This window comes from Sphingomonas echinoides ATCC 14820 (assembly GCF_000241465.1).
Lineage (GTDB): Bacteria > Pseudomonadota > Alphaproteobacteria > Sphingomonadales > Sphingomonadaceae > Sphingomonas > Sphingomonas echinoides.
The window spans coordinates 1,732,223-1,757,158 of record NZ_JH584235.1; the positions used below are offsets into that span (position 1 = coordinate 1,732,223).

A 24,936-nucleotide genomic window follows, 5' to 3' on the forward strand; every position below is an offset into this window, starting at 1 on the left:
AGCCAATGGCAAACCAGAACGCTTCGCTCTTCACCGGCCCGCTGCTCGCCGCAGCGGTCCGGGATGCCTTCCTCAAACTCGATCCGCGCAAGCTGATCAAGACGCCGGTGATGTTCGTCACCGCAATCGTCGCCAGCCTCTCGACCGTCCTGCTCATCAAGGGCCTCGCCACCGGCACCGGCCATGCCGCCTTTGAAGGGCAGCTCGTCTTCTGGCTGTGGCTGACGGTGCTGTTCGGCAACGTCGCCGAGGCGCTGGCCGAGGGCCGCGGCAAGGCGCAGGCCGCCGCGCTGCGCGCCACCAAGGCGGATCTCCGCGCCAAGAAACTGATTGGCGTGGCGGGTGCCTGGGAATGGGTCGACGCCGCCCGCCTGCAAGTGGGCGACGAAGTGCTGGTCGAGACCGGCGATCTGATCCCGGCCGATGGCGAAGTCGTCGCAGGCGTCGCCAGCGTCAACGAAGCCGCGATCACCGGCGAAAGCGCCCCCGTCATCCGCGAAGGCGGCGGCGATCGCTCTGCGGTGACCGCAGGCACGCGCGTCATCGCCGATGCGATTACGGTGCGCGTGACGGCGGGCGCGGGCCAGGGCTTCCTCGATCGCATGATCGCTTTGGTCGAGGGTGCGCAACGCCAGAAGACCCCGAACGAAATCGCGCTGACGATCCTGCTGGCGGGCCTGACGCTGATCTTCCTGATCGCGGTCGGCACGCTGCCTGCCTTCGCCGCTTATGCGTCTGGCGGCATCGCGGTGCCGGTGCTGGTCGCCTTGTTCGTCACGCTGATCCCGACGACCATCTCGGCACTGCTCTCGGCGATCGGCATTGCCGGGATGGACCGGCTGGTGCGCTTCAACGTGCTCGCCAAATCGGGCCGCGCAGTGGAAGCGGCGGGCGACATCGATACGCTGCTGCTCGACAAGACCGGCACGATCACCATCGGCGACCGTCAGGCGACTGCCTTCCTGCCCGTTCCGGGTGTCACCGTTGCCGAACTGACCGCCGCCGCCCGGCTCGCCAGCCTCGCCGACGAAACGCCCGAAGGTCGCTCGATCGTCGTGCTCGCCAACGCCGATGGCAGCGCCGCTGTCGCGATGCCCGAGGGGGCCGAGGAGATCAAATTCACCTCGCAGACGCGCGTTTCGGGGCTGCAGATCGGCGATCGTGCCTTGGTGAAAGGCGCGGTCGACGCGATCCTCAAGCGCTTGCCGACCGCCCCCAATGCCGATGCGCTGCGCAAGATCTCGGACGAGATCGCACGTAGCGGCGCCACCCCGCTCGCGGTCGCCGATGGCAACCGTTTGCTGGGCGTCGTCCAGCTCAAGGACATCGTCAAGGCCGGCATTCGCGAACGCTTTGGCGAACTGCGCCGGATGGGCATCCGCACGGTGATGATCACCGGCGACAACCCGCTGACCGCCGCCAGCATCGCTGCCGAAAGCGGTGTCGATGACTTCCTCGCGGAAGCGACCCCCGAGGACAAGCTCGCCTTGATCCGCAAGGAACAGGAAGGCGGCAAGCTGGTCGCGATGTGCGGAGACGGCACCAATGACGCGCCCGCGCTTGCCCAGTCCGACGTCGGCGTGGCGATGAACACCGGCACCCAGGCCGCGCGCGAGGCGGGCAACATGGTCGACCTCGACAGCGACCCGACCAAGCTGATAGAGATTGTGGGCCTCGGCAAACAATTGCTGATGACGCGCGGCGCGCTGACCACCTTCTCGATCTCGAACGACGTCGCCAAATATTTCGCGATCCTGCCCGCGATCTTCGTGGTGCTGTATCCGGGGCTTGGCGTGCTCAACGTCATGCACCTCGCCAGCCCCGAAAGCGCGATCCTGTCGGCGATCATCTTCAACGCGCTGATCATCCCGGCGCTGGTGCCGCTCGCGCTGAAAGGCGTGAAGTACCGTCCCGCCCCGGCCGGCACGCTGCTCGCACGCAACCTCGCCGTTTACGGCGTTGGCGGGCTGATCGCGCCGTTCATCGGCATCAAGGCGATCGACCTGGTCGTCGCCGCTCTCCATCTCGCTTGAAGGACCTTTCGATGTTCACCGAAACACTTCGCGCGCTCCGCCCGACGGCGGTCCTGCTGCTGCTCGTCACGCTCGTCACCGGGCTGCTGTATCCGGCCGCGATCGCGGGCATCGCGCAGGTGGTGCTGCCGGTCCAGGCCAATGGCAGCATCCTGTCGGACGCGCACGGCAATCCGATCGGCTCCGCGCTGATCGCCCAGAATTTCACGGGGCCACGCTACCTCCATCCCCGTCCCTCTGCCGCTGGCAAGGATGGCTATGATGCGAGTTCGTCGTCCGCGACCAACCTAGCGCCCGGGTCGAAAGACCTGCGCGACGCCATCGCCAAGCGCGTAACCACCGCGCGGGCGGAAGGGATGACCGGGGATCTACCCGCCGACCTGGTCACCACTAGCGCCTCGGGGCTCGATCCCGATCTGAGCCCCGAGGCGGCTTTTTTGCAGGCACCGCGCATTGCCAAGGCGCGCGGCCTGGATGTCGCCAAGGTAAAGTCGCTGATCGCTGAACAGACCGAGCAACCCGTGCTCGGCATCATCGGCGAACCGCACGTCAACGTTCTTCTGTTCAATCGACAGCTTGATATGCTTTCCGCTACCACGTCGGGCAAATGACGCTCGCGACCTTCTCCTTTCTTCGTCACCCCGGGCTCGTCCTGGGGTCCACCGTGCCAATAGATCAGCGGCGTCAGAACGTGCGGCGCAGTGGACCCCGGGACAAGCCCGGGGTGACGGAGCGGGCCGTGTACAAGCAATGAACGAGACCCGCCCCTCCCCCGATGCGCTGCTCAGGGCCGCCCAGCAGGAGGGCCGCGGCCGTCTCAAGATTTTCCTTGGTGCCGCCCCCGGCGTCGGCAAAACCTTCGAAATGCTGCGCGAAGGCGCGGAGTTGCTGCGCACCGGCACCGATGTCGTTGCCGGGATCATCGAGACCCACGGGCGCGCCGAAACCGATCGGCTGACCGCCCCGTTCGAAATCCTGCCGCGCGCGAAAATCGTGCATGGCGCGCATACGCTGGAAGAATTTGATCTCGACGCGATGCTTGCACGGCATCCGCAAGTCGCGCTGATCGACGAATTCGCCCACACCAACGCTCCCGGCAGCCGCCACCCCAAACGCTGGCAGGACATTGAGGAACTGCGCGCGGCGGGTATCGACGTGCTCACCACGCTCAACATCCAGCATGTCGAAAGCCTCAACGATGTCGTGGCCGGCTTCACCCGCGTGCGCGTGCGCGAGACCGTGCCCGATGCGGTGCTGGACGATGCCGAGATCGAAGTGGTCGATCTCCCGCCCGACGAGCTGATCGACCGGCTGAAGGACGGCAAGGTCTATATCCCCGCCGAGGCGACCCGTGCGCTCGGCCATTTCTTTTCCAAATCGAATCTGTCGGCACTGCGCGAACTCGCACTGCGCCGCGCCGCGCAGACGGTCGACCGCCATTTGCTCGACCATGTCGCCAGCCTGGGGGAGAGCGGCACCTGGGCCGGGGGCGAGCGCGTCGTCGTCGCGGTCGGCGATCAGCCGGGCAGCGAGACGCTGATCCGTTCGGCCAAGCGCCTGGCCGACGCACTCCGTGCGAGCTGGACCGCAGTGGTCGTCGAAACCCCGCGCACCGCCACGCTCTCCGCCGAAGCCCGCGCACGCATGGCCGACGCGCTTGATCTCGCGACCAATCTCGGCGCGACCATCGCCACGGTCCCGGCGCGCAGCGTGCTGGAGGGCCTGGTCGCGCAAATCCGCGAGGCGCGCGCGACCGCGGTCGTCATCGGCAAATCGCGCCGTTCCTGGTGGTTCGAGCTGCGCCACGGCTCGATCGTCGACCGGCTGGTGCGCGCGCTCGATGGCGTCGCGATCCATGTCGTGCCCGTCGCCGTGCCGAGCGAAACCGTACGGGAAGCACCGACGACCCGCCCGATCCTGGCGCGCGGCAGCCTGATCGGGCTGGCGTTCGTCGCCGCCACCACCGCGCTGGCCACGCTGGTGCAGCCGCTGGTCGGCCCCAATGCGATGGACTTGCTGTACCTGCTGCCGGTGATCGCCACCGCCACGCTCTATGGCCTGCGCCCCTCGCTCGTTGCCAGCCTCGGTGCCGCGCTGGCGTACAATTTCTTCTTCCTGCCGCCGCTGTACACGCTGACCATCACCGATCCGCAAAATGTCGTCACGCTGGTAGTGTTCGTGATCGTCGCGGTGGTCGCCAGCCATCTCGCCGGACAAGTGCGGCGCGAGGCCAATATCGGCGCGCGCACCGCCACCGAGAATGCCGCCCTTGCCGCCTTCGGCCAGCGCCTCGCCGCCGTCGCCGATGAAACCGGCACCGCGACCGCAACGTGCGAGGAGACCGCCGCCTTGCTCGGTGTGTCCACGGTCCTGCTCAGCCAGCGCGATGGCCGCCATGTCGCGATCGCCGGGGCCCCTGAGCTCCCGCAATTGAGCCCGATCGACATCGCCGCCGCCGACTGGGCGTTCGATCGCGGCGAGGTGACCGGGCGCGACAGTGGCACGCTGACCGCGAGCGAATGGCAGTTCCACCCGCTCAAGACCGCGCTTGGCGTGCTCGGCGTGCTGGGGGTTGCACGCGACGGCGATGGCGACCCGATCCCTGCCGACAAGCGCGTGCTGTTCGCGACGCTGATCGGGCAGGTCGCGCTGGCGCATGAACGCTTGCAACTGGAAGCACAGGCGCGCGAGGTTAGCGCGCTCAAGCAGCGCGACGATTTGCGCGCGACCCTGCTTTCCTCGATCGGGCATGACCTCAAGACGCCGCTCACCGCCGTGGTCGCCGCCGCCGATCAACTGGCGAGCGAATATGGGGCCTCTCCCACCACCGCCACCTTGCAGAGCGAGGCGCGACGGTTGCGGCGCGTGTTCGACGATCTGGTGGAGATGACGCGGATCGAGGCGGGCGCATTGGTTGTGCGGCGGGAAGCGACCGACCTGACCGACGCGGTCGCCGCCGCCGCGCACGATCTGCGCGCCGAACTCGCCCGGCATACATTGATCCTCGACGTGCCGCCGACGCTGCCGCTGGTCGAGGCCGATCCACGCATGCTGCACCATGTGCTGATCAACCTGCTCGGCAACGCCGCCAAATTCGCGCCTGCCGATACCGACATCGTGATCGAGGGGCGGCGCACTCCTGACGGCCTGACGCTCGGCGTGCTCGACCAGGGGCCGGGGCTGCCGCCGGGGCGCGAGGCGCATTTGTTCGATCGCTTCACCCGCGTCGACGGTGACGATCGCAGCGGCGGGACCGGGCTTGGCCTCGCCATCGTCCAGGGCTTCGCGCAAGCGATGGGCCTGAGCGTCAGCGCCGCGAACCGCGAAACGGGCGGCTCAGCGTTTTGCGTGACATGGCCGAACGCGCTGATCCGGCGTACGGTCGAGGGATGAAGCGTCCCCATCTCTCCCCACCATACTTCCCCGGCAAAGGCCGGGGCCCAGTTGCGATCCGGTCGAAAACTGGGCGCAACGCACCTTGCTGCCGTTTCGCGACTGGGCCCCGGCCTTCGCCGGGGTTGGAAAGATGGCGGACGCTACAATGACCGCACAGATCCTGATCGTCGACGATGAATCCGCCATCCGTCGGCTGGTGCGCGGGGCGGTCGAGCGCGCCGGGCTCACCGCCGATGACGCCGCCAATGCGCACGATGCGCTGACCGCCGCGCGCCGTCCGGGATGCGAGCTGGTGCTGCTCGATCTCGGCCTGCCTGACCGCGACGGGATCGAACTGGTGCCGCTGCTGAAGGCGATGGACCGCGCCGTGATCGTGCTCACCGCGCGCGACGCGACGGCGGAGAAGGTCGCCGCACTTGATCTTGGGGCCGACGATTATGTCGTCAAACCGTTCGACACCGAGGAATTGCTGGCGCGGATCCGCGTCGCGCTGCGGCGGCATAATGCGGTTGCGGTCGGGCAGGACCGGCTGAAGGTCGGGTCGGTCGAGATCGATCTCGCCGCGCATCAGGTCTGGCGCGATGGCGTGCCCGTGAAGCTGACCCGCAAGGAATTCGCATTGCTGGCGGAACTCGCGCGCCATGCCGGCAAGCTGCTCACCCATGCGCATCTGCTGCGCGTGGTGTGGGGCGAGGGCCATGTCGACGACGTTGAATATCTGCGCGTCGCCGTTCGCGCGCTCCGGCTGAAGCTCGAGGCAGACCCGGCGGCCCCCGCGCTGGTGCTCAACGAACCGGGCATCGGATACCGGCTGGTGGCGTAAGCGCCGGCGCTATTCCGCCGGTGCCGTGATCGCGGTGCGCTGTTGCCGCCCCCAGCTTTCGCGGCCCGTGAGGAAGGCGTGCCAGCCCCACACCGCGCCGGCATGGCGCAGCAACTGAAAACTGAACGGCTCCAGGATCGCCGCGATCAGCGCCGGGAACAGCCCCAGCCCCTCGCGCTGCCCGGTCCAATTCTTGTAAATGCCGAGCGACCAGAGGTGGAAGGTCAGGTCGATCGCGATCTTGACCAGCATCACGATCAGGATCGGCAACGCCACCATGAAGCGCCCGGTCACGACCAGCCCAATCAGAATCGCAAACGCCGCCAAGCCGTAAATCGGCTGGAGCGTATCGAGCGTCTTGACCGGCAGCATCGCCGTGCCAAGCCAGCCGAACCGCCGCGCGCCAACCATGTCGCGGTTCCAATGCTGCGTCTGCAGGAAACCGCCAAACCAGCGCCGCCGCTGGCGCAGGAACGCCAAGGGGCTCGCCGGAGCATCGGTTCGGGCCAGCGCGCCGCCAACCACGCGCACCGTCCAGTCACGATCATGGTCAACCGCATGGCGGTGCAGCCGATGGATCAATTCATAATCCTCGACCATGCAATCGGGATCGAACCCGCCGACCGCGACGACGGCATCGCGCCGGAACGCGGCGAATGCGCCCGAAATCAACAACAGGCTGTTCAACCGCTCCCACGCATGGCGCGACAGGAAGTTGCGGACATATTCATAGGTCTGGAACCACTCGAAGAAACGCCCCTGCAGGTCCGGTCCGCAAATCGGCGCGAGCACGCCGGTCGCCGCGACCAGTTCTGGCTCGGCGGCAAAGGCCGCGCGCATCGCCGCGATCGCGCCGGGTTCCAGCAGCGTATCGGCATCGACCGTCAGCACCACCTCGGTATCGACCTGCACCATCGCCGCGTTGAGCGCGCGCGCCTTGCCGCCGTGGCGCAGCCGCAGCCAGCGCAGCGACGGCAGCACCGGTGACGGATCGCTCATCGTGCCAAACGGGGGTGCGATCAGCCCGTAGCGGCGCGCCAGCACTTCGGCAGTGCCATCGCTTGATCCATCATCGGCAATCACGATCAGATCGGGGGCGGCCGCCTGGCCCGCCAGCCGGTCGATCGCCGCCGCGATCACGCCCTCTTCATTATGCGCCGCGACGATCACACCGAAACTGACCGACGTCGCCGGAGCCGCTTGTGGGGTCAGGCGCAGATCGCGGATGTTCCACGCAGTAAAAAGCAGCAGCGCGGTGTCATACAGGATATAGGCGATGCCGATCGACCACACCGCCAGCCCTTGCCGCTGGAACGCCTGCGCCAGCAGCGCCGCGAACAGGATCGGCCCGAACGCACCGATTACGCGGCTGGCGACGGGAATCCGCCGCGGGGTCAAGCGCGGCGACTCTGCCACGAGCGTGTTGGAGAGCGAGGTCATTGCGGAGGCGATACCGATACCGGATGAACGAGCGATGACGCCGCCTAGCGCGCAAGCGCAACTCCCGCTAGGTTAATGCGCATTCACCGCAAACGGGAGCACGATCTTGGTTCAGCGCTACACCAACGTCGCGATCGTGCTGCACTGGCTGGTCGCGCTGCTGATCATCACCAACGTCGCGCTTGCCTGGATCTGGCCCGTCCTGCCCGATGCGCAGGTGCGCCCGACCATCGACCTGCACAAGTCGATCGGCATCACCATTCTCGGCTTGGCGCTGCTGCGCATCCTGTGGCGCATCGGCCATCGCCCGCCGCCGCTGCCGCGCGGTTATGCCGGTTGGGAGATCACCGCATCGCATATCGTGCATTGGGGGCTGTACGCGATCCTGTTCGCGATGCCGCTGACCGGCTGGATCATGGATTCAGCCTATGAGAAGGCGGCGACCACGCCGATGTACCTTTACGGCCTGTTCCAATGGCCACGGCTCGGCTTCATTCTGGCGCTCGACCCTGCGACCAAGAAAGCGGTGCACGACGGCTTTGGCGCGGCGCATGAGATCATCGCTTATGCGGTCTACGCGCTGGTCGCGCTGCATCTGGCGGGCGCGCTGAAGCACCAGTGGCTGGACGGGACGAAGGAAATCCAGCGGATCTGGTTCGGGCGCTGATGCGACGGCGGGGCTAGCGCCCCGCCAGAATCGCGTCGATCGCCTCGGCCACGCCATCGCGGTCATTGCCAGCCACCACATGGTCGGCCTGCGCCCGCACCGCCTCCGGCCCCTGCCCCATCGCAAAGGACAGCCCTGCGCGGGCAAACATCGGCAGATCATTGGCCTGGTCGCCGAACACCGCGGTTTCGGCGAGCGGCACACCGATCACCTCGGCCAACGTCGCCACCCCATCGCCCTTGTTGGCGCTGAGCGCAGTGATATCGAGATAATAGGTCTGCGACTGCGCGATCGTCGCCTGCGCCGCATAAGGTTGCAGGCTGGCGTGGAGATCGACGAGCAGCGTCGGCGCGTCGCTGACAAAGGTGATCTTGTCCACGCGGTCGTACAGGCCGGAAAAATCCTGCGTTACGACCGGGGCCTGGTTCGACGCAATCCGCTCGCTGGTAACATGCGCGCCCGCATCGGTGCTGGCATACCACAGGTCGTCGGCGAACACCCAGGTGTCGACCGCCAGCCCGCGCGCGGCCGCAAAGGCGGCCTCGACCACCGCGCGGTCGACCACATGGTGGCAGGTCACCCGCCCATCGCGGGTAAACACCGTGCCGCCATTAAACGCCCCCATCGGCGCGTCGATCGCCAGCGCTTCTGCAATCGGCATCAAGCCCGATCGCGGGCGCGCGCTGATGATCGTGAACGGCAGCCCCGCCGCGCGCAGCCGCGCCACCGCCGCCGCCACGCCCGGCGTGATTTGCTTCGCGCGATCGACCAAGGTGCCATCGACATCCGACACCACCAGCCGGACCGCGCTGGCGTCTGTCACTGCGGCATCTCGACATGGCCGCCAAAGCCGAAGCGCATCGCCGATAGCAATTTGTCGCCGAACGTATGGTCGACCCGGCTGCGATAGCGCGCGAACAGCGCGGCGGAGAGCACGTTGACGGGCACCGCTTCTTCCATCGCCGCCTCGATCGTCCAATGTCCCTCGCCCGAATCCGCGACCGAGCCGCTAAAGGCATCGAGCATCTGATCCTTGGCCAACGCCGCCGCCGACAAATCGAGCAGCCACGATGAGATCACCGACCCGCGCCGCCATACCTCGGCGATGTCGGTCAAATTGAGATCGAAGCGCTCCTCTTCGGGCAGCTTTTCGGAAGACTTGCCCTTCAGAATATCGAAGCCCTCGGCATAGGCTTGCATCAGGCCATATTCGATGCCGTTATGGACCATCTTCACGAAGTGCCCAGAGCCCGCAGGACCGGCGTGAATATAGCCCTGTTCGGCACGGGCATCGTTCTTGTCGCCGTCGCGATCCGGCGTCCGCGGGATCGTTCCGATTCCGGGGGCAAGCGCGGCCAGAATGGGATCGACCGTGTCGACCGCATCCTTGGCACCGCCGACCATCATGCAGAAACCGCGCTCCAGGCCCCACACACCGCCGGAAGTGCCGACGTCGACATAATGGATACCCTTTTCGGCGAGCATTTTCGCGCGGCGGATGTCGTCCTTGTAGAAGGTGTTGCCGCCATCGATGACGATGTCGCCTGGCTTGGCGAAGCCAGCGATTGTGGCGATAGTCTGTTCGGTGGGGTCACCCGCCGGCAGCATGACCCAATAGATCGCCACAGCGTCGAGCTTGTCCCGCATATCCTCGAGCGAGTCCGCGCCGATCGCGCCGTCCGCGACCAGCGCGGCGACCGCGGGCGCATTACGGTCGAACACCACGGTTTCGTGGCCTGCGCGCATGATTCGGCGCGCAATGTTCCCACCCATCCGGCCAAGGCCGATGATTCCGATCTTCATGGATACGTCCTTCAGGCGTGTGCGGGATGCTTGGCGGCGATTGCGCCGAGCAGATCGTCAAACGCCTTGGAGAAGGAAGCGACGCCCTCCTCGACCAGCGTATCGGTTACGCCGTCGAGATCGAGCCCGAGCCGCTCCGTCTCAGACAGGACATGCCGCGCGCCCGCGACATCCTCGGTCAGCGTCAGCTTGGCGGTGCCGCGCTCGCGGAAGGCGTCGAGCGTCTTGGGCGGCACGGTGTTGACGGTGTCCTTGCCGATCAGCGTGTCGAGATACAGCGTGTCGGGATAATCGGGGTTCTTGGTGCCGGTCGACGCCCAGAGCAGCCGCTGCACCTGCGCGCCCTTGGCGGCCAGCGCCTGCCAGCGGGCGGAGGCGATGAATTCCTCATACCACGCATAAGCGAGCTTGGCATTGGCGATGGCGACCTTGCCCTTGAGCGGCTTGGCAGCATCGCCGCCAATACCGGCGTCGATCTTGTCGTCGATCTTGGAATCGATCCGGCTGACGAAGAAGCTGGCGACGCTGGCGATATGGTCGATCGGCTCACCGCGCGCGACGCGCTTTTCCAGGCCCTCGACATAGGCTTCCGCCACCGCCTGATAGGCGCTCTGCGAAAACAGTAGCGTCACGTTGACGTTGATCCCGGCATCGATCGTCGCGGCGATCGCAGGCACGCCGGCGGGCGTTCCGGGGATCTTGATCATCAGGTTCGCCCGATCGACCGCCGCCCACAATTTCTGTGCCTCGGCAATAGTGCCATCGGTATCGTTCGCGAGATAGGGCGACACTTCCAGGCTGACATAGCCATCCTTGGTGCCAAGCCGGTCATAGACCGGCCGCAGCGTGTCGGCCGCCGCCTGGATGTCGAGGATCGCGAGATGCTCGTAACGCTCCATCGTCGACGCATCGGGATTGGCGTGGTCGAACGCGGCAAGCTCGGCATCATAGGCATCGCCATGCCCCATCGCCTTTTCGAAGATCGACGGGTTGGACGTGACGCCGGTCAGCGAATCCTCATCGACCAGTTTCTGCAGGCCGCCCTCGGCGAGGAACTTGCGGTCGACAAAGTCGAGCCACACGGCCTGACCGAGATTTGCGAGATCGTTCAAACGGCCCATCAGTACTTCTCCGTATATCGTATGTGCGTCACCCGGCCTTGTTCCGGGTCTCTTACGCCAGCCTAGCAATGCATTTGGGCATGACGGTTACCGGAACAAGGCCAATCGGCGATCAGGCGGTTTCGCCCAGCATTTCGGTTGCAACCTTGACGACATTGTCGACGGTGAAACCGAACTTATCCTGCAATTTGGCGATCGGTGCAGAGGCACCGAAGGTCGACATGGTGATGGTGCGCCCGTCGAGCCCGACATAGCGATCCCAGCCGATCTCGCCCGCCATCTCGATCGCGAGCCGTGCCTTCACGCCCTTAGGCAGCACCGATTCCTTATACGCCGCATCCTGCAGTTCGTAGCGATACCAACTCGGCATCGACACGACGCGCGAGGCGACACCCTGCGCGACCAGCTTGTTGTGCGCGGCCAGCGCCAGCGACACTTCCGAGCCCGTCGCGATCAGGATCACCTCAGGGTTTTCGCTGTCGGCGAGCACATAGGCCCCCTTGGCCAGCCCGTCGGCGCTCGCATATTTCGTGCGGTCGAGCGTCGGCAACGCCTGACGCGATAGGATCAGCGCGGTCGGGTGACCGGCGTCGGCCATGATCGCACGCCACGCCGCCGCCACTTCATTGGCATCCGCCGGACGGATCGTGTCGAGCCCCGGAATCGCCCGCAGCGTCGCCAGATGCTCGATCGGCTGATGCGTCGGGCCGTCCTCGCCAACGCCGATCGAATCGTGCGTGAACACCCATACCGATCCGATTTCCATGATCGCCGACAAACGCACCGGTGCACGCATGTAATCGACGAACACCAGGAAGGTGGAGCCATAGCCGCGCAAATGCGACAGCGTCATGCCGTTGACGATCGCGCCCATGCCATGTTCGCGCACGCCGAAATGGATATTGCTGCCGCCATAAGAGCCCGGCTCGAACGACGCCGCACCCTTGATGTCGGTCTTGGTCGAAGGCGACAGATCGGCCGAACCGCCGAGCAGCCACGGCACCTTCGCCGCAATCGCATTGAGCACCTTACCGCCTGCGTCGCGGCTGGCGACGCCCTTGGCATCGGCCTCGAACACCGGGATATCGGCATCCCAACCCTCGGGCAGGCGGTCGCTGAAGATCGCGTCGAGCTGCGCCGATTCCCCGGGATATTCGGTGGCGTAGCGGGCGCGCAGGGCATCCCACGCTTCGCGCAACGGCGCGCCGCGCCCGGCGATTGCCGCGTGGAAATGCTCGGCGATGCCGTCGGGCACGAGGAACTTCGCGTCTTCGGGCCAGCCATAGGCTTGCTTGGTCAGGCGGATATTCTCGTCGCCGAGCGGCTCGCCATGCGCCTTTTCGCTGCCAGCCTTGGGGCTGCCATAGCCGATGATCGAATGCACGACGATGAAGGTCGGCTTTTCGGTGGTCGCCTTGAAGGTATCGAGCGCGGCGGTCAGCGCCGCGACATCGTTGGCGTCGTTTACGTGAATGACGTTCCAGCCATAGGCTTCGAAGCGCTTGCCGACATCCTCGTCGAACGCCAGGCTGGTCGCGCCTTCGATCGAGATGTGGTTGCTGTCATACAGCCAGCACAGATTGGACAGCTTGAGATGCCCGGCGAGCGAGGCCGCTTCGGCCGAGACGCCCTCCATCATGTCGCCATCGCCGCACAGCGCATAGACGTCATGGTCGAACAGGTCGAAACCGGGCTTGTTGTAGCGCGCCGCGAACCAGCGCTCGGCAATCGCCATGCCGACCGAATTGCCGCACCCAGCGCCGAGCGGACCCGTGGTCGTTTCGACGCCGGTGGTGTGACGATATTCGGGGTGCCCCGGCGTCTTGGACGAAAGCTGACGGAACTGCTTGAGGTCTTCGAGGCTGAGCGCGGGATGGCCGGTCTTGTTCCCCTCGGCGTCGATCTCCTCGATCCCCGCCAGATGGATCAGCGCGTAGAGCAGCATCGAAGCATGGCCGACCGACAGCACAAAGCGGTCGCGATTGGGCCAATCCGGGGTGGCCGGATCGTAGCGCAGGAACTTGCTCCACAGCGTATAGCCGACCGGGGCCAGCGCCATCGGCGTGCCGGGGTGCCCGGAGTTTGCGGCCTGCACCGCGTCCATCGAGAGGGTGCGGATCGTGTCGATGGCGAGGCGCTCGGGCGAGCCGTCCTCATGAACGCTCGTTGCAGTCGCAGTCGTCGGGGTGTCGGCCATGAAAGGTATCGCCTCGCTAATGTGGGTCTGAACGCACCTGCGCCCGCCCGGTTGCGGTGTGCGAGGCCCTTATCTCGTCCTTTCGTCGCGTTCCAGTCGCGTAACGACACCATTGGTCGCGATATAGGCGGCCGACACCTCGGTCAGGAACAGTCCGTGCCCCAAAGCGCCCGGAATTGCGGCGATTTCGGCGGCAAGGCGGCGATGGTCGATATCGGGCGCAAAGCGGCAATCGAGGACGGAATTTCCCTGATTCGTTATGAAATTTGCACGCAAGGCAACCTCGGCCCCCAGGCTTTCGAGTCGCGCCGCCACGAAATTGCGGGCGAAGGGCAAGGTTTCGACCGGGATCTTCGCCGCCCCGATCGCGGCGACGCGTTTGGAGCCATCGGCGATCACCACCATCCGCGCGCTGGCGGCAGCGACCACCTTCTCGCGCAGCATTGCGCCACCTGCCCCCTTGATCGCGCGCAAAGCGCCGTCGATTTCATCGGCACCATCGATGGTCAAGTCGATCCGCGCAGGCAAATCGATCAGCGCAATACCCACGGCGCGCGCGTGGGCCTCGGTGGCAAGCGAGGTCGCAACCGCCTGAACCGCCAGCCCGCCACGCACCCGCTCGCCCAGCGCCTCGATCGCAAACGCTGCGGTCGACCCGGTGCCAAGGCCGACACTCATGCCAGCGCGAACCTCTTCCACCGCAGCCAGCGCCGCGAGGCGTTTGTCGGACTCGTTCATAGGGGTGCTCTACCATCGTTTGCTAGCGGGGCACACGGTGCGCGTTTGAAATGCGTAGACTTCCGACAGGCGAGTTTGCCGCCGACATTGGCGACAGCGGATGCTCAGGTTAAGCTCCAGGACCGCCTATCGCTATGAAAGAGATATATGGAATTTATAGTCGAGATCATTTTTCAATTTCTCGGCGAGATTTTGCTGCAGTTATTGTTCGAGTCCTTATCTGAACTTGGCTTTCACGGGCTTGCCGACACCTTCAAAAAGTCAAGAAACCCGTTTTTATCGACAATCGGCTTCGCTTTGTGGGGTGCGGTGGCGGGCTGCATAAGCCTGCTGATTATGCCCAAATCCTTCATCTCCAACCTTGGGCTTCGCGAGGCGAACGTCATTATAACCCCGCTGGTCGTTGGCGGTGCCATGATGCTGATTGGGCGATTGAGGGAGCGCAAGGGCCAAACGCGAGTGGGCATCGACCGATTTGGCTATGCCTTTGTATTTGCTTTCTCGATGGCACTTGTCCGCTTTAACTGGGCCCATTGAGATAGCGAGACCGCCCCTCCCTTCATCGTGCAGACGCAAAGCCCCTCCCAACCGCCCCGCACATTTCCGCTGGCCCCGCGCCGCGTCCCACGGCAAAGCCCTGCTCCATGATCGAAAAAATCCTCGGCATCCTCGCGACCTTCACCATCGGCGTCATTTCCAGCGGCGGCTATCTCGGCATCGCGTTGCTGATGGCGATCGAATCGGCGTGCATCCCGCTGCCGTCCGAGATCATCATGCCCTTTGCCGGCTATCTCGTCTCGACCGGGCATTTCAACCTGTACCTCGCCGCGACGGCGGGGGCGATCGGGTGCAATCTCGGCTCGATCGTCGGCTATGAGATCGGCAAGCGCGGCGGGCGGCCGGTGGCGGAGCGCTGGGGCCGCTATGTGCTGGTCGGCCCGGGCGAACTCGACGCCGCCGACCGCTTCTTCGCACGCTTCGGCAATGCGGCGGTGCTGATCGGCCGCCTGCTGCCGGTGATCCGTTCGTTCATCGCCTTTCCGGCAGGCGTGGCACGGATGCCGCTCATCCCGTTCCACATCTACACCTTTATCGGATCCTGGCCGTGGTGCTTTGGTCTCGCCTATCTCGGCATGGTGCTGGGCGACAAATGGAACAGCGATCCGCGCGTCAAGGCGGCGTTTCACAGCGCCGATGCGGTGATCGCGGTGGTGCTGGTGGCGGCAGTCGGCTTCTACATCTGGCACCGCGTGCGCGGCTTGAAGCGGCCTTGATCCGACACGACATCTCTTTGGCGGGCCGACCGTAACTAAGTGCGGCCAAGACACGAACTACGTCGTGTCCCATCAAGAGGTGTCCCGATGTTAAAGCCCCTTCTCTTCGCCGCAGGTCTTGCCGGTGTCGCGCTGTTCGCGCTCGGCGGCACTGCGCAGGCCGAGCGCGCCGTACCGCTGCCCGTCGCCAAAACCGATGTCACCGCCACTGGCAAGCAAACCGCCATATTCGCGGGCGGCTGTTTCTGGGGCATGGAAGCCGTATTCGAGCACGTGAAGGGCGTGACCAGCGTCACTGCCGGCTATGCCGGCGGCACGCGCGACACGGCGACCTATGAACAGGTTTCGAGCGAGACGACCAAACATGCCGAGGCGGTGCGCATCGTCTATGATCCGGCCAAGGTCAGCTATGCGACGCTGCTTCGCGTCTATTTCTCGATCGCGCACGATCCGACCCAGCTCAACCGCCAGGGCCCCGACAGCGGCTATAGTTATCGCTCGGCAATCTTCCCGCAAAGTGCGGCGCAGCGCGGCGTGGCCACGGCCTATATCGCGCAATTGAGCCAGGCGCACGTCTTCGCCAAGCCGATCGTGACCAGAATCGAGTCCGGCGCTTTCTTTCCGGCGGAGGATTATCACCAGAATTTCTACGACCGAAACCCCAACCACCCCTATATCGTGACCTTCGACAAACCGAAGGTCGCGGCGTTCCGCGCGGGCTTTCCACAATTGGCGAGTTGAGACGTCGCGCCGGGATTCAGGCCGCCAGCGGGAAGCGCAACAGACGATCCTCGACCGGGATCAGCGCTTCCGCGCCCGGCCCGACCGCGCGGACGATTTCCGGGTGCGCGGCATCCAGTCCGCCAGTCAACGCGCCGAAGGCGGGCAGGATCAGCTTATGGGCGGTGGCGATGAAACAGCGGCGGGAGACCGAACGCCCGCGCACGCGCAAGCGCAATTTGGGATGGAAATGGCCCGAAAGCTCGGGACGGACTTCGTCGGGCAAGGCCTCATGGCGCAGGATCAACCCGTCAACCTCGGCCTCGTCAACCACGACCCCGCCGCAACGATCGACCATCCCCGCATCATGGTTGCCGGTGATCCATGTCCACGCGGCGGCACCGGTCAGCGCACGCAGCCGCGCCTGCGCCGCATCCGGCAAGCGATCGCACCCCTCATCGTCATGGAAACTGTCGCCCAGGCACCAGATCTCACGCGGGCGCAGCGTCTCGACCAGGGCGGTCAGATCCGCCAGCGTCGCCAGCGAGTCATAGGGCGGCAGCATCTGGCCGCCGCGCGCATACCAGCTCGCTTTTTCGAAATGCAGGTCGGCCACCAGCACGGCTCCGCGCGCGGGCCAGAACAGCGCGCCGCTGCCCAGGGCCAGCAAATCACGGCCTGCGAACGAAAAGGGAACCATCATTTGCCTATGTCGCAATGGTGGCCGTGGCGCAACGCTAACCACGCCCCGTGGCCAGCACGGGTATCAAAGGCCTTGCGCAAAGCCCCCACGAGCGTAAAGCGCGCCGTCCTTCCTGACGAGCCATTTTACCCCTTATGACCGCAGCGACCGCGACCAAGCCTGACAGTCCTGCCCCGCACGCGCCGCATCCGGCGTTGCTGGCCTTGACGATCGGCGCGATCGGCGTGGTGTTCGGCGATATCGGCACCAGCCCGCTTTATGCCTTTCGCGAAGCGCTGAGCCAGACGGCAGGCGACGGCATCGACGCCAGCGAGATTCTGGGCGTGCTGAGCCTCGCAATCTGGTCGCTGATCCTGGTCGTCACCGTCAAATATGTCATCTTCCTGATGCGGGCGGACAATCAGGGCGAAGGCGGCGTGCTGGCGCTGACCGCGCTGGCGCGGCGTGCGCTCGGGCGCCGCTCGCTCATTGCGCTGGTGCTGGGCGCGGCGGGGGCCTCGCTCTTCTACGGCGATGCGATCATCACGCCCGCTTTGTCGGTGCTGTCGGCGGTCGAGGGGCTGAAGACCATTCCTGCGCTTGCCACTATTTTCGATGACTCGGCGATCCTCGGCGTGACAATCGTCATCCTCGTCGCGCTGTTCTTCATCCAGAGCCGCGGCACGGCGAGCGTTTCGGCGCTGTTCGGGCCAGTCTGCATCGTGTGGTTTCTGGCGATTGGCGGGCTCGGCCTGTGGCATATCACCGATGAACCTACGATCCTGCGCGTGCTCTCGCCGCATTACGGGGCGATGCTGCTCGCCACGCACGGCGTCACGGGCCTGTTCGTGCTGGGGGCGGTGTTCCTGACGGTAACCGGGGCGGAGGCGCTGACCGCCGACATGGGCCATTTCGGAATCAAGCCGATCCGCATCGGCTGGTTCTTCCTCGCATTCCCGTGCCTCGTCCTCAATTATCTGGGCCAGGGGGCGTATGCCCTGAACGCGCTTGAAGCGGCGGCGGCATCGGGCAAACCGTTCGTGAACCAGGACTGGTTCTTCGTCATGGCACCCGAGAGCGTGCGCCCCTGGCTGATCGTTCTCGCGATGCTGGCAACCGTCATTGCCAGCCAGGCGGTGATCACCGGTGCCTATTCGCTGACGCAACAGGCGATCCAGCTCGGCCTGTTGCCGCGTCTGCGCATCCGCCAGACCTCGGCCACACAGGCGGGGCAAATCTATCTGCCGTCGATCAACTGGCTGTTGCTGACCGGCGTGCTGGTGCTGGTGATACAGTTCCGCACCTCCTCGGCGATGGCCGCCGCTTACGGGATCGCGGTTACGGGCACGATGGTGGTGACGACGCTGCTGGCGTATATCGTCGTGCGGCATCGCTGGAACTGGGGGCGTCCGCTGGCGCTTGCGGTGATCCTGCCGTTCCTGACGCTCGATCTGATCTTCTTCGGCGCGAACATCCTGCGCGTGGTGGAAGGCGGCTGGGTGCCGCTGGTGGTGGCAGGAGTGATCGGCCTGATCATCTACACCTGGAATCGTGGTCGCGGCATCGTCCGCGCGTTCGAGGCGCGGCAAAGCGTGCCGCTCGCCGATCTCGCCGCCGCGCTCGCCAAGCGCCCGCCCGAGCGCGTGGAGGGGACCGCGGTGTTCCTCACCGCCAACCCCGACAGCGCGCCGGGGGCGCTGCTGCACAATCTCAAGCACAATAAGGTGCTGCACGAGAAGAATCTGATCGTCAGCGTGCGCACCGCCGACCGCCCGTCGGTCGAGGCCAGCGAACGCTCTGAAATCCGCCCGGTCGATGACAATTTCACCATCATCGTGCTGACCTATGGCTTCATGGAATCGCCCGACGTGCCGCGCGACTTGGGGCTGGAGGCGGTGAGCCACAAGAAGGTGCTCAACCCCGCCAAGACCAGCTATTTCATCGGTCGCAACACGATCAAACCCGCCGCCAATCAGGGCATGCCGCTCTGGCAGGACCGCATCTTCATGTTCCTGCAGCGCAACGCCAGCGACCCGACCGACTTCCTTAAAATCCCGCCCGGCAAGGTGCTGGAACTGGGCGAACAGGTCACCGTCTAGGCACCGCGCCCGTCACAGATCGGGGAGCACCTGATCGGCAATGCCCCACCCCGCCAATTCTCGCGACGCGGCGCGCGCGATCAACTCGTCGGCATCGCGAATGCTCCAGCGCGCAGCCGTGTCGATGCCGCCGAGCTCACTCCACGACACCGGTGCCGCCACCGGGGCACCGGCGCGGGCGCGGGCGACATAGGGCAGCACTGCGGTCGCGCCGCGCTGGTTGCGCAGCCAATCGATGAAGATCCGCCCCTTGCGCTTGGCCTTGGACATGGTCGCGACAAACCGGTCTGGCGCAGCCTCGCCCAGCGCGCGGGCGAAGCGGTCTGCAAAATCCTTGACGGCAGGCCATTCGGCCGCAGGGGTCAGCGGCACGACGACATGCACGCCCTTGCCGCCCGACAGCATTGCGAAGCTCACCAGCCCCAGTTCGGCAAGATGCTCCTTCAACTCGACCGCAGCCTTCTTGACCAGATCGAAGCCCAGCCCCTCATCGGGGTCGAGATCAAAAACCATACGATCGGGCTGTTCCAGCGTGCCAACCGATGATCCCCAGCCGTGGAATTCGATCGTGCCCATCTGCACGCATGCGACCAGTCCATCGGCATCGTCGATGTACAGATACTCCTCGGTCGACCCGTCCTTCTCGGTGATCGGCACCGTGTGGACATGCGCGCCCTTGAAGCTGCCCGCATCATGCTTCTGGAAGAAACATTGCTTGGCGCGTCCCTGCGGACAGCGCACCAGGCTGATCGGCCGGTTGGCGGCCCAGGGCAGCATGATGCCGGCGACCTTGGCGTAATAATCGGCGAGGTCGCCCTTGGTGATGTTCGATTCGGGGAAGATCACCCGGTCGCGGCTGCTGACCTTTATGTGGATTTCGGACACCTCGGCCGCGCCTGCCTGCACCGGCGTTTCCGCCATCACCTCGCGCGCGGGCTTGTCCTCGCGCAGGCCGATGAAGCTCGAATGCCGCAACACGCCGTCGGGTGTGGTCTCGGCAAAGGCGACCTCGGCCACCAGTTTTGGCGACACCCAATGCGCCCCGCGCACCGCCGCGCGCGGCGCGGCGACGGTAGGCGTCTTGCGCTCGATCTTTTCCAGCCGCGCGCGCAGATCCAGCATCGTCGCGGTGTCGAAGCCGGTGCCCACCTTACCGGCATAGACCAGCCCGTCCGCCCCGTTCAGCCCGAGCAGCAACGACGCGAACCCACGCGACTTGGCGCTCGGCGTCCAGCCGACGATGACGAACTCCTGCCGCCGCGTGCATTTGGTCTTGAGCCACGCCTGCGTGCGCTTGCCGCGATAGGGCGCGTCGGCGCGTTTGGAGACGACGCCCTCATAGCCTTCCTTGCACATCGTTTCGAACAAGGGCTCGCCCTGCCCGACGATATGGTCGGAATATTGGACGCGCGGGTCCTTGCCGTCGATCAACGGCTGCAGCCGCTGCTTGCGCGCGAGATTGGGGAGACCCGTCAGATCCTCGCCATCGAGGTTTAGCAAATCGAAAGCGAAGAAGGTCATGTCGCCGCCGGACGCGATCGCGTCCTTCAGCGTCGAGAAATCGGGGCGGCCCTCCTTGAACGCGACGATCTCGCCATCGAACAGTGCGGTCTTGACCGGAAGCCTGGCGACGGCATCGGCAATCGCCTGGAACTTGTCGGTCCAATCGAGCCCCGAGCGCGTGAACACCGTGGCCTTGCCCTTGGCGACCGAAATCAGCGCGCGATAGCCGTCATACTTCACCTCATGCAGCCATTGGCTACCGGTGGGGACGGAATCGACGAGGGTGCAAAGCTGCGGCTCCTGGAAGCCGGGTGCGTCACCCCGGCGCAGGCCGGGGTCACCCGGCTTTTTGGCGGAGCCTGGGTGGGCGGGCTTGCCGAACGGCCCCGGCTTTGGCCGGGGAGCCGTCGGCTTCTTCCCTTCCGCAATCTCGGCCATCGTGCGCCCGGTCGTCACGCTGGTCAGCGCAGTTTCGACCAGCGTATCGGCCCCGCCCGCCGCGGCATCGTCGATCTTGCGCAGCAGCCAGTTCTCGGCCTTCTCCTTGCCGCGCGGTTTCAACCGGATCAGCAGCCACTCGCCCTTCATACGCTGGCCATCGAGCACGAAGTGGAGGTGGCCCTGCTCGAGGTCCTTGGCGCTCTTGCCCTTGATCGGAGACCAGGTGCCGCTGTCCCACAGCATCACCGTGCCGCCGCCATATTCGCCGGCCGGAATGGTCCCCTCGAAATCGGCATAGGATAAGGGATGGTCCTCGGTCCGCACCGCCAACCGTTTCTGCGCGGGGTCGAGGCTTGGCCCGCGCGTCACCGCCCAGCTTTTCAGCACACCATCGACTTCCAGCCGGAAATCCCAGTGCAGCCGCGATGCGTCGTGCTTCTGCACGATGAAACGATTGCCTTGCCCGGGTTCGAGCGTGCCCGCAGGCTCCGCCGTCTTCGCGAAGTCGCGCTTGGCGTTGTATTTTTCGAGGGGGTCGAGCATCATATGGCCTCCCCTCCCTGGAAGGGAGGGGTTGGGGGTGGGTTGCCCTGAAACGGGCAATCGGTTCCGCCACAGGCCGACCCACCCCCTGCCCCTTCCCTTCCAGGGAGGGGAGAAGAAACGGCGCTATGCACGCTTCTTCGCCGGAGCGCGCTTGGCGGGGGCTTTCTTGGCGGCGGGTTTCGCCTCTGGCTTGGCCGGAGCCGCCGCGCCCATCGATTTCTTCAGCGCCGCCATCAAATCGACCACGTTCGATCCGCCCTTTTTGGGCGCGTCGTCGCCTGCATCTTCGATGATCTTGCCGCCCTTCGCCTTGCGCTTGCGCTCGACCAGGTCGCGCAGCGCATCGACATAGCGATCGTGGAAATCCTGCGGGTGGAAGGCCCCGCTCTTCTTCTCGATCAGCGCCTCGGCCAGCTCCATCAGGTCGGCATCGGGCGTGTCATCGGGAATATCGCGGAAATAGCCCTGCGCCTTGTTGACCTCATCGGCATAGCGCAGCGTCTCCAGCACCATGCCGCGACCGCATGGTTTCAAGCTCACCACATATTCGCGCCCGCGCATCGCCAATTGCCCGAGCCCGACCTTCTTGGTCCGCCGCAGCGCCTCGCGCAGCACGATGAACGCCTCCTCGGCCAGATCGTCGGCCGGCACCACGAAATAGGGCTTCTCATAATAGAGCACGTCGATCTCGCTCGCATCGACGAACTGCGTCAGCTCCAGCGTCTTCTTCGATTCGAGCTTCACCGCATCGATCTCATCCTGCCCGAGCAGCACGTAAGAGCCCTTTTCATATTCAAAGCCCTTCATGATCTCGTCGGTATCGACGGGACCAACGCCGGTGACGACCTTGTCGTAATGGATCGGCTTGCCGCTCGGCTCGTGGATCTGCTTGAAGCTGATCTGCGCGCCCGACTTGGTCGCGCTGTAGATTTCGACAGGGATAGAGACGAGCGCGAGCCGGATCTGTCCCTGCCAATAGGCCCGTGCCGCCATCGTCCTGCCCCTCACCGTTTCGGAAACCGATTCAATCCCCGGCACGCAGAGTCGTTCCCTTTACCCTGCTTCGGGGTGACGCAACGGCGCGAGCACGCTACAGCAGCGCCATGACCGACGACCCCTTCGCCCTGTTCGACCTCTGGTATGCCGCCGCACGCGCCAGCGAACCCAATGACACCAACGCCATGGCGCTCGCCACCGCCGACGCGGGCGGACGCCCGTCGGTGCGGATGGTGCTGCTGAAGGGCCGCAGCCCCGAGGGTTTCGTGTTCTACACCAACCGCGAGAGCCGCAAGGCGGGCGATCTCGACGCTAATCCCCACGCTGCCTTGCTGTTCCATTGGAAGTCGCAACGCCAGCAAATCCGTATCGAAGGCGCGATCAGCCGCGTCACCGATGCCGAATCCGATGCCTATTTCGCCTCGCGCGGGCGCGATTCGCAACTCGGTGCCTGGGCCTCCGACCAGTCGCGCCCGCTTGCCGACCGCGCGATCTTCGAGGCGCGCTTCGCCGAGTTTCAGGCCAAGTTCGACGGCCAGGATGTGCCGCGCCCGCCGCATTGGGGCGGCTATCGCGTGACGCCTGACCGCATCGAATTCTGGCAGGACCGCGCGCACCGCCTGCATGAACGCCGCGTCTTCACGCGCACCGCCGATGGCTGGACCGAAGGGTTGCTCTACCCATGACCGAAGACCAACGCCGCGCCATTCCGTTCGCGGTCCGCGCCGCGATCGCCAGCGTGGCGATGGCGATCTTCCTGATTGCGCTGAAATCCTATGCCGCCTGGTCCACCGGCTCGATCGCGATGCTCGGCAGCCTGGCGGATTCGGGCCTCGACCTGCTGGCCAGCGCGGTGACGCTGTACGGCGTGCGGCTGGCTGCGCAACCGGCTGACCACGACCACCGCTTCGGGCATGGTAAAGCGGAATCGCTCGCCGCCTTGTTCCAGGTGATGCTGATCACCGCATCGGCCGCCGGAATTGCATGGCGCGCGATCGTGGCATTGGGCAGCAGAGAGCCAACGCAGGGCGCGGAGTTCGGCATCGGCGTGTCGCTGATCGCGATCGTCGCGACCGTCATACTGCTGGCATACCAACGCGCCGTCATCCGCCGCACCGGCTCGGTCGCGATCGTTGCCGATAATGTGCATTATCAATCGGACGTGCTGCTCAACGGCTCGGTGATCGTGGCCTTGGTGCTCGACCAATATCTCGGCTGGCGCAGCGCCGATCCGATCTTCGGCATCGTGATCGCGGTGTGGCTCGCTTATGGCGCATTTCGCGCCTCGTCCAACGCGATCGACCATCTGATGGACAAGGAATGGCCCGAGGCGATGCGCGCCGAGTTTATCGAGGTCGCCGCGCGCCAGCCGGGCATCAAGGGCATTCACGATTTCCGCACGCGCCACGCCGGCACGCATGATTTCGCGCAGTTCCACATGGAGGTGCCGGGCGACATCACCGTCGCGCAGGCGCACAAGGTGGTGGAGGGCGTGGAACGCGCGCTGCACAAGGCGTTCCCCAAGGTCGAGGTGCTGATCCATCTCGACCCCGAAGGCCATGTCGATACCGACAATCCGCTGGTCGAGGCGGACGTCACCCCGCATTGGTTCGGGAAACGCGCATGAGACTGCCCATCGTCCAGATCGACGCCTTTGCCAGCGCAGCCTTCAAAGGCAATCCGGCGGCGGTAATGCCGCTTGCGGCATGGCTTGACGACGCTGTGCTCCAGGCGATCGCCGCCGAAAACAACCTCAGCGAAACCGCCTTCATCCTGCCCGACGAAAGCGGCGAGAGCGATTTCGAATTGCGCTGGTTCACCCCCACCAACGAGGTGGTGCTGTGCGGCCACGCTACGCTGGCCAGCGGGCATTTCGTGCTGTCGAGCGATCCGGAGCGCGACCGCGTCACCTTCCGCACGCGCAAGGCGGGGATCCTGTCGGTGGCGCGCGCGGGAAGCGGTTATGAGCTCGCTTTGCCCGCCTGGGGCCCCTCGCCCAAGCCGCTGCCGCATATCGTCGCGGCGCTCGGGGTCGAGGCGGCGGTCGAAACGCTGTGGCACCCGCATCGCTATGCGCTGATCGTGCTCGAAAATGCCGCGCAGATTCGCGCGCTCGACCCTGATTTCCGCGCGCTCGGGCGGCCCTCGGCGGCGGACCCGGCTGCGGGTGGGGACGCCGAGGTCGATGTCCTCACCATCGTCACCGCACCAGGCGATGAAACCGACGTCATCAGCCGCGTATTTGCGCCCGGTGCCGGGATCGATGAAGACCCCGTGACGGGCTCGGCGCATGCGGTGATGACGCCTTATTGGGCCGCACGCCTCGGCCGCGACCGCTTCACCGCCTATCAGGCAAGCGCACGCGGCGGGCATTTGACGTGCCAGCTCGATGGCGACCGCGTCGTACTCGGCGGGCAGTGCGTGACAGTGATGGAAGGCACGTTCTTCCTGCCCTGA

Annotated in this window: 21 protein-coding genes; 12 read left to right on the forward strand and 9 right to left on the reverse strand. The window is 65.5% G+C overall.

Annotated elements, in window-relative coordinates; translation table 11 throughout:
* The first annotated feature begins 5 nt into the window (after window positions 1–5).
* The 4 genes from kdpB (at window position 6) to ON00_RS08195 (ending at window position 6,252) form a co-directional block, all read left to right on the forward strand.
* Window positions 6–2,033, forward strand: coding sequence for a potassium-transporting ATPase subunit KdpB (kdpB, locus tag ON00_RS08180; protein WP_010404809.1), 2,028 nt, complete (start codon window positions 6–8; stop codon window positions 2,031–2,033).
* 11 nt (window positions 2,034–2,044) lie between these two features.
* Window positions 2,045–2,644 carry a potassium-transporting ATPase subunit KdpC gene (gene kdpC / locus ON00_RS08185; RefSeq protein ID WP_010404811.1) on the forward strand — a complete coding sequence of 200 codons (600 nt, stop codon included), beginning with the start codon at window positions 2,045–2,047 and terminating at the stop codon, window positions 2,642–2,644.
* 139 nt (window positions 2,645–2,783) lie between these two features.
* Window positions 2,784–5,426, forward strand: a complete 2,643-nt coding sequence (locus tag ON00_RS08190) for a sensor histidine kinase (RefSeq protein ID WP_010404813.1) — start codon at window positions 2,784–2,786, stop codon at window positions 5,424–5,426.
* A 148-nt stretch (window positions 5,427–5,574) separates the two neighbouring features.
* Window positions 5,575–6,252 (forward strand): response regulator, encoded by a 678-nt coding sequence (locus tag ON00_RS08195; protein ID WP_010404816.1) that lies wholly within the window; start codon window positions 5,575–5,577, stop codon window positions 6,250–6,252.
* Window positions 6,253–6,261: 9 nt separating this feature from the next.
* Here ON00_RS08195 and ON00_RS08200 read toward each other — a convergent pair whose 3' ends face one another.
* A complete protein-coding gene (locus tag ON00_RS08200; protein WP_010404818.1) occupies window positions 6,262–7,692 on the reverse strand; it encodes a glycosyltransferase family 2 protein in 1,431 nt (476 codons plus the stop codon).
* A gap of 106 nt (window positions 7,693–7,798) precedes the next feature.
* On the opposite strand from ON00_RS08200, the gene ON00_RS08205 reads away from it, so the two are divergent.
* Window positions 7,799–8,359: a cytochrome b gene (locus ON00_RS08205; RefSeq protein WP_010404819.1), complete on the forward strand. Its 561-nt coding sequence runs from the start codon at window positions 7,799–7,801 to the stop codon at window positions 8,357–8,359.
* 13 nt (window positions 8,360–8,372) lie between these two features.
* Here ON00_RS08205 and ON00_RS08210 read toward each other — a convergent pair whose 3' ends face one another.
* The 5 genes from ON00_RS08210 to rpiA all read right to left on the reverse strand — a co-directional run bounded on the left by ON00_RS08210 (window position 8,373) and on the right by rpiA (window position 14,218).
* On the reverse strand, window positions 8,373–9,182 hold the full coding sequence (locus ON00_RS08210; protein ID WP_010404821.1) for a Cof-type HAD-IIB family hydrolase: 810 nt from the start codon (window positions 9,180–9,182) through the stop codon (window positions 8,373–8,375).
* Complete coding sequence (gnd, locus tag ON00_RS08215) at window positions 9,179–10,162, reverse strand: phosphogluconate dehydrogenase (NAD(+)-dependent, decarboxylating) (RefSeq protein WP_010404824.1); 984 nt, start codon at window positions 10,160–10,162, stop codon at window positions 9,179–9,181. Before gnd ends, ON00_RS08210 begins: the two co-directional genes overlap by 4 nt.
* A gap of 11 nt (window positions 10,163–10,173) precedes the next feature.
* On the reverse strand, window positions 10,174–11,283 hold the full coding sequence (gene tal, locus ON00_RS08220) for a transaldolase (protein WP_010404827.1): 1,110 nt from the start codon (window positions 11,281–11,283) through the stop codon (window positions 10,174–10,176).
* Between the two features lie 112 nt (window positions 11,284–11,395).
* The gene (tkt, locus tag ON00_RS08225; protein ID WP_010404830.1) at window positions 11,396–13,480 is read right to left on the reverse strand and encodes a transketolase; all 2,085 of its coding nucleotides are present in this window, start codon (window positions 13,478–13,480) and stop codon (window positions 11,396–11,398) included.
* 69 nt (window positions 13,481–13,549) lie between these two features.
* On the reverse strand, window positions 13,550–14,218 hold the full coding sequence (gene rpiA / locus ON00_RS08230; protein ID WP_010404834.1) for a ribose-5-phosphate isomerase RpiA: 669 nt from the start codon (window positions 14,216–14,218) through the stop codon (window positions 13,550–13,552).
* A 147-nt stretch (window positions 14,219–14,365) separates the two neighbouring features.
* Between rpiA and ON00_RS08235 the strand changes: the two genes are divergently transcribed.
* From ON00_RS08235 to msrA, 3 genes are all read left to right on the forward strand, one after another.
* A complete protein-coding gene (locus ON00_RS08235) occupies window positions 14,366–14,755 on the forward strand; it encodes a hypothetical protein (protein WP_010404837.1) in 390 nt (129 codons plus the stop codon).
* Window positions 14,756–14,862: 107 nt separating this feature from the next.
* On the forward strand, window positions 14,863–15,492 hold the full coding sequence (locus tag ON00_RS08240) for a DedA family protein (protein ID WP_010404839.1): 630 nt from the start codon (window positions 14,863–14,865) through the stop codon (window positions 15,490–15,492).
* Window positions 15,493–15,579: 87 nt separating this feature from the next.
* A complete protein-coding gene (gene msrA, locus ON00_RS08245; protein WP_010404841.1) occupies window positions 15,580–16,233 on the forward strand; it encodes a peptide-methionine (S)-S-oxide reductase MsrA in 654 nt (217 codons plus the stop codon).
* A 16-nt stretch (window positions 16,234–16,249) separates the two neighbouring features.
* On the opposite strand, the gene pdeM is transcribed toward msrA, so the two are convergent.
* The gene (pdeM, locus tag ON00_RS08250) at window positions 16,250–16,912 is read right to left on the reverse strand and encodes a ligase-associated DNA damage response endonuclease PdeM (RefSeq protein WP_029622544.1); all 663 of its coding nucleotides are present in this window, start codon (window positions 16,910–16,912) and stop codon (window positions 16,250–16,252) included.
* Window positions 16,913–17,049: 137 nt separating this feature from the next.
* Between pdeM and ON00_RS08255 the strand changes: the two genes are divergently transcribed.
* Window positions 17,050–18,993: a potassium transporter Kup gene (locus tag ON00_RS08255; RefSeq protein WP_010404845.1), complete on the forward strand. Its 1,944-nt coding sequence runs from the start codon at window positions 17,050–17,052 to the stop codon at window positions 18,991–18,993.
* Window positions 18,994–19,005: 12 nt separating this feature from the next.
* Here ON00_RS08255 and ligD read toward each other — a convergent pair whose 3' ends face one another.
* Together ligD and ku are read right to left on the reverse strand one after the other, a co-directional pair.
* Window positions 19,006–21,480: a DNA ligase D gene (gene ligD, locus ON00_RS08260; RefSeq protein WP_029622545.1), complete on the reverse strand. Its 2,475-nt coding sequence runs from the start codon at window positions 21,478–21,480 to the stop codon at window positions 19,006–19,008.
* Window positions 21,481–21,606: 126 nt separating this feature from the next.
* Window positions 21,607–22,476: a non-homologous end joining protein Ku gene (gene ku, locus ON00_RS08265; RefSeq protein WP_010404850.1), complete on the reverse strand. Its 870-nt coding sequence runs from the start codon at window positions 22,474–22,476 to the stop codon at window positions 21,607–21,609.
* Between the two features lie 110 nt (window positions 22,477–22,586).
* Between ku and pdxH the strand changes: the two genes are divergently transcribed.
* From pdxH to ON00_RS08280, 3 genes are read left to right on the forward strand one after another with little or no spacing between them, the layout of a single operon-like run.
* Window positions 22,587–23,165 carry a pyridoxamine 5'-phosphate oxidase gene (gene pdxH, locus ON00_RS08270; RefSeq protein WP_010404853.1) on the forward strand — a complete coding sequence of 193 codons (579 nt, stop codon included), beginning with the start codon at window positions 22,587–22,589 and terminating at the stop codon, window positions 23,163–23,165.
* On the forward strand, window positions 23,162–24,106 hold the full coding sequence (locus ON00_RS08275; RefSeq protein ID WP_010404855.1) for a cation diffusion facilitator family transporter: 945 nt from the start codon (window positions 23,162–23,164) through the stop codon (window positions 24,104–24,106). The genes pdxH and ON00_RS08275 overlap by 4 nt, the downstream gene beginning before the upstream one ends.
* The gene (locus ON00_RS08280) at window positions 24,103–24,936 is read left to right on the forward strand and encodes a PhzF family phenazine biosynthesis protein (protein ID WP_010404856.1); all 834 of its coding nucleotides are present in this window, start codon (window positions 24,103–24,105) and stop codon (window positions 24,934–24,936) included. Before ON00_RS08275 ends, ON00_RS08280 begins: the two co-directional genes overlap by 4 nt.

What these genes read in the sequence shown, in the direction of transcription:
- kdpB (WP_010404809.1), top strand. Translation starts at nt 6, where the DNA reads ATGGCAAACCAGAACGCTTCGCTCTTCACCGGCCCGCTGCTCGCCGCA.
- kdpC (WP_010404811.1), top strand. Translation starts at nt 2,045, where the DNA reads ATGTTCACCGAAACACTTCGCGCGCTCCGCCCGACGGCGGTCCTGCTG.
- ON00_RS08190 (WP_010404813.1), top strand. Translation starts at nt 2,784, where the DNA reads ATGAACGAGACCCGCCCCTCCCCCGATGCGCTGCTCAGGGCCGCCCAG.
- ON00_RS08195 (WP_010404816.1), top strand. Translation starts at nt 5,575, where the DNA reads ATGACCGCACAGATCCTGATCGTCGACGATGAATCCGCCATCCGTCGG.
- ON00_RS08200 (WP_010404818.1), bottom strand. Translation starts at nt 7,692, where the DNA reads ATGACCTCGCTCTCCAACACGCTCGTGGCAGAGTCGCCGCGCTTGACC.
- gnd (WP_010404824.1), bottom strand. Translation starts at nt 10,162, where the DNA reads ATGAAGATCGGAATCATCGGCCTTGGCCGGATGGGTGGGAACATTGCG.
- tal (WP_010404827.1), bottom strand. Translation starts at nt 11,283, where the DNA reads ATGGGCCGTTTGAACGATCTCGCAAATCTCGGTCAGGCCGTGTGGCTC.
- tkt (WP_010404830.1), bottom strand. Translation starts at nt 13,480, where the DNA reads ATGGCCGACACCCCGACGACTGCGACTGCAACGAGCGTTCATGAGGAC.
- rpiA (WP_010404834.1), bottom strand. Translation starts at nt 14,218, where the DNA reads ATGAACGAGTCCGACAAACGCCTCGCGGCGCTGGCTGCGGTGGAAGAG.
- ON00_RS08235 (WP_010404837.1), top strand. Translation starts at nt 14,366, where the DNA reads ATGGAATTTATAGTCGAGATCATTTTTCAATTTCTCGGCGAGATTTTG.
- ON00_RS08240 (WP_010404839.1), top strand. Translation starts at nt 14,863, where the DNA reads ATGATCGAAAAAATCCTCGGCATCCTCGCGACCTTCACCATCGGCGTC.
- msrA (WP_010404841.1), top strand. Translation starts at nt 15,580, where the DNA reads ATGTTAAAGCCCCTTCTCTTCGCCGCAGGTCTTGCCGGTGTCGCGCTG.
- pdeM (WP_029622544.1), bottom strand. Translation starts at nt 16,912, where the DNA reads ATGGTTCCCTTTTCGTTCGCAGGCCGTGATTTGCTGGCCCTGGGCAGC.
- ON00_RS08255 (WP_010404845.1), top strand. Translation starts at nt 17,050, where the DNA reads ATGACCGCAGCGACCGCGACCAAGCCTGACAGTCCTGCCCCGCACGCG.
- ligD (WP_029622545.1), bottom strand. Translation starts at nt 21,480, where the DNA reads ATGCTCGACCCCCTCGAAAAATACAACGCCAAGCGCGACTTCGCGAAG.
- ku (WP_010404850.1), bottom strand. Translation starts at nt 22,476, where the DNA reads ATGGCGGCACGGGCCTATTGGCAGGGACAGATCCGGCTCGCGCTCGTC.
- pdxH (WP_010404853.1), top strand. Translation starts at nt 22,587, where the DNA reads ATGACCGACGACCCCTTCGCCCTGTTCGACCTCTGGTATGCCGCCGCA.
- ON00_RS08275 (WP_010404855.1), top strand. Translation starts at nt 23,162, where the DNA reads ATGACCGAAGACCAACGCCGCGCCATTCCGTTCGCGGTCCGCGCCGCG.
- ON00_RS08280 (WP_010404856.1), top strand. Translation starts at nt 24,103, where the DNA reads ATGAGACTGCCCATCGTCCAGATCGACGCCTTTGCCAGCGCAGCCTTC.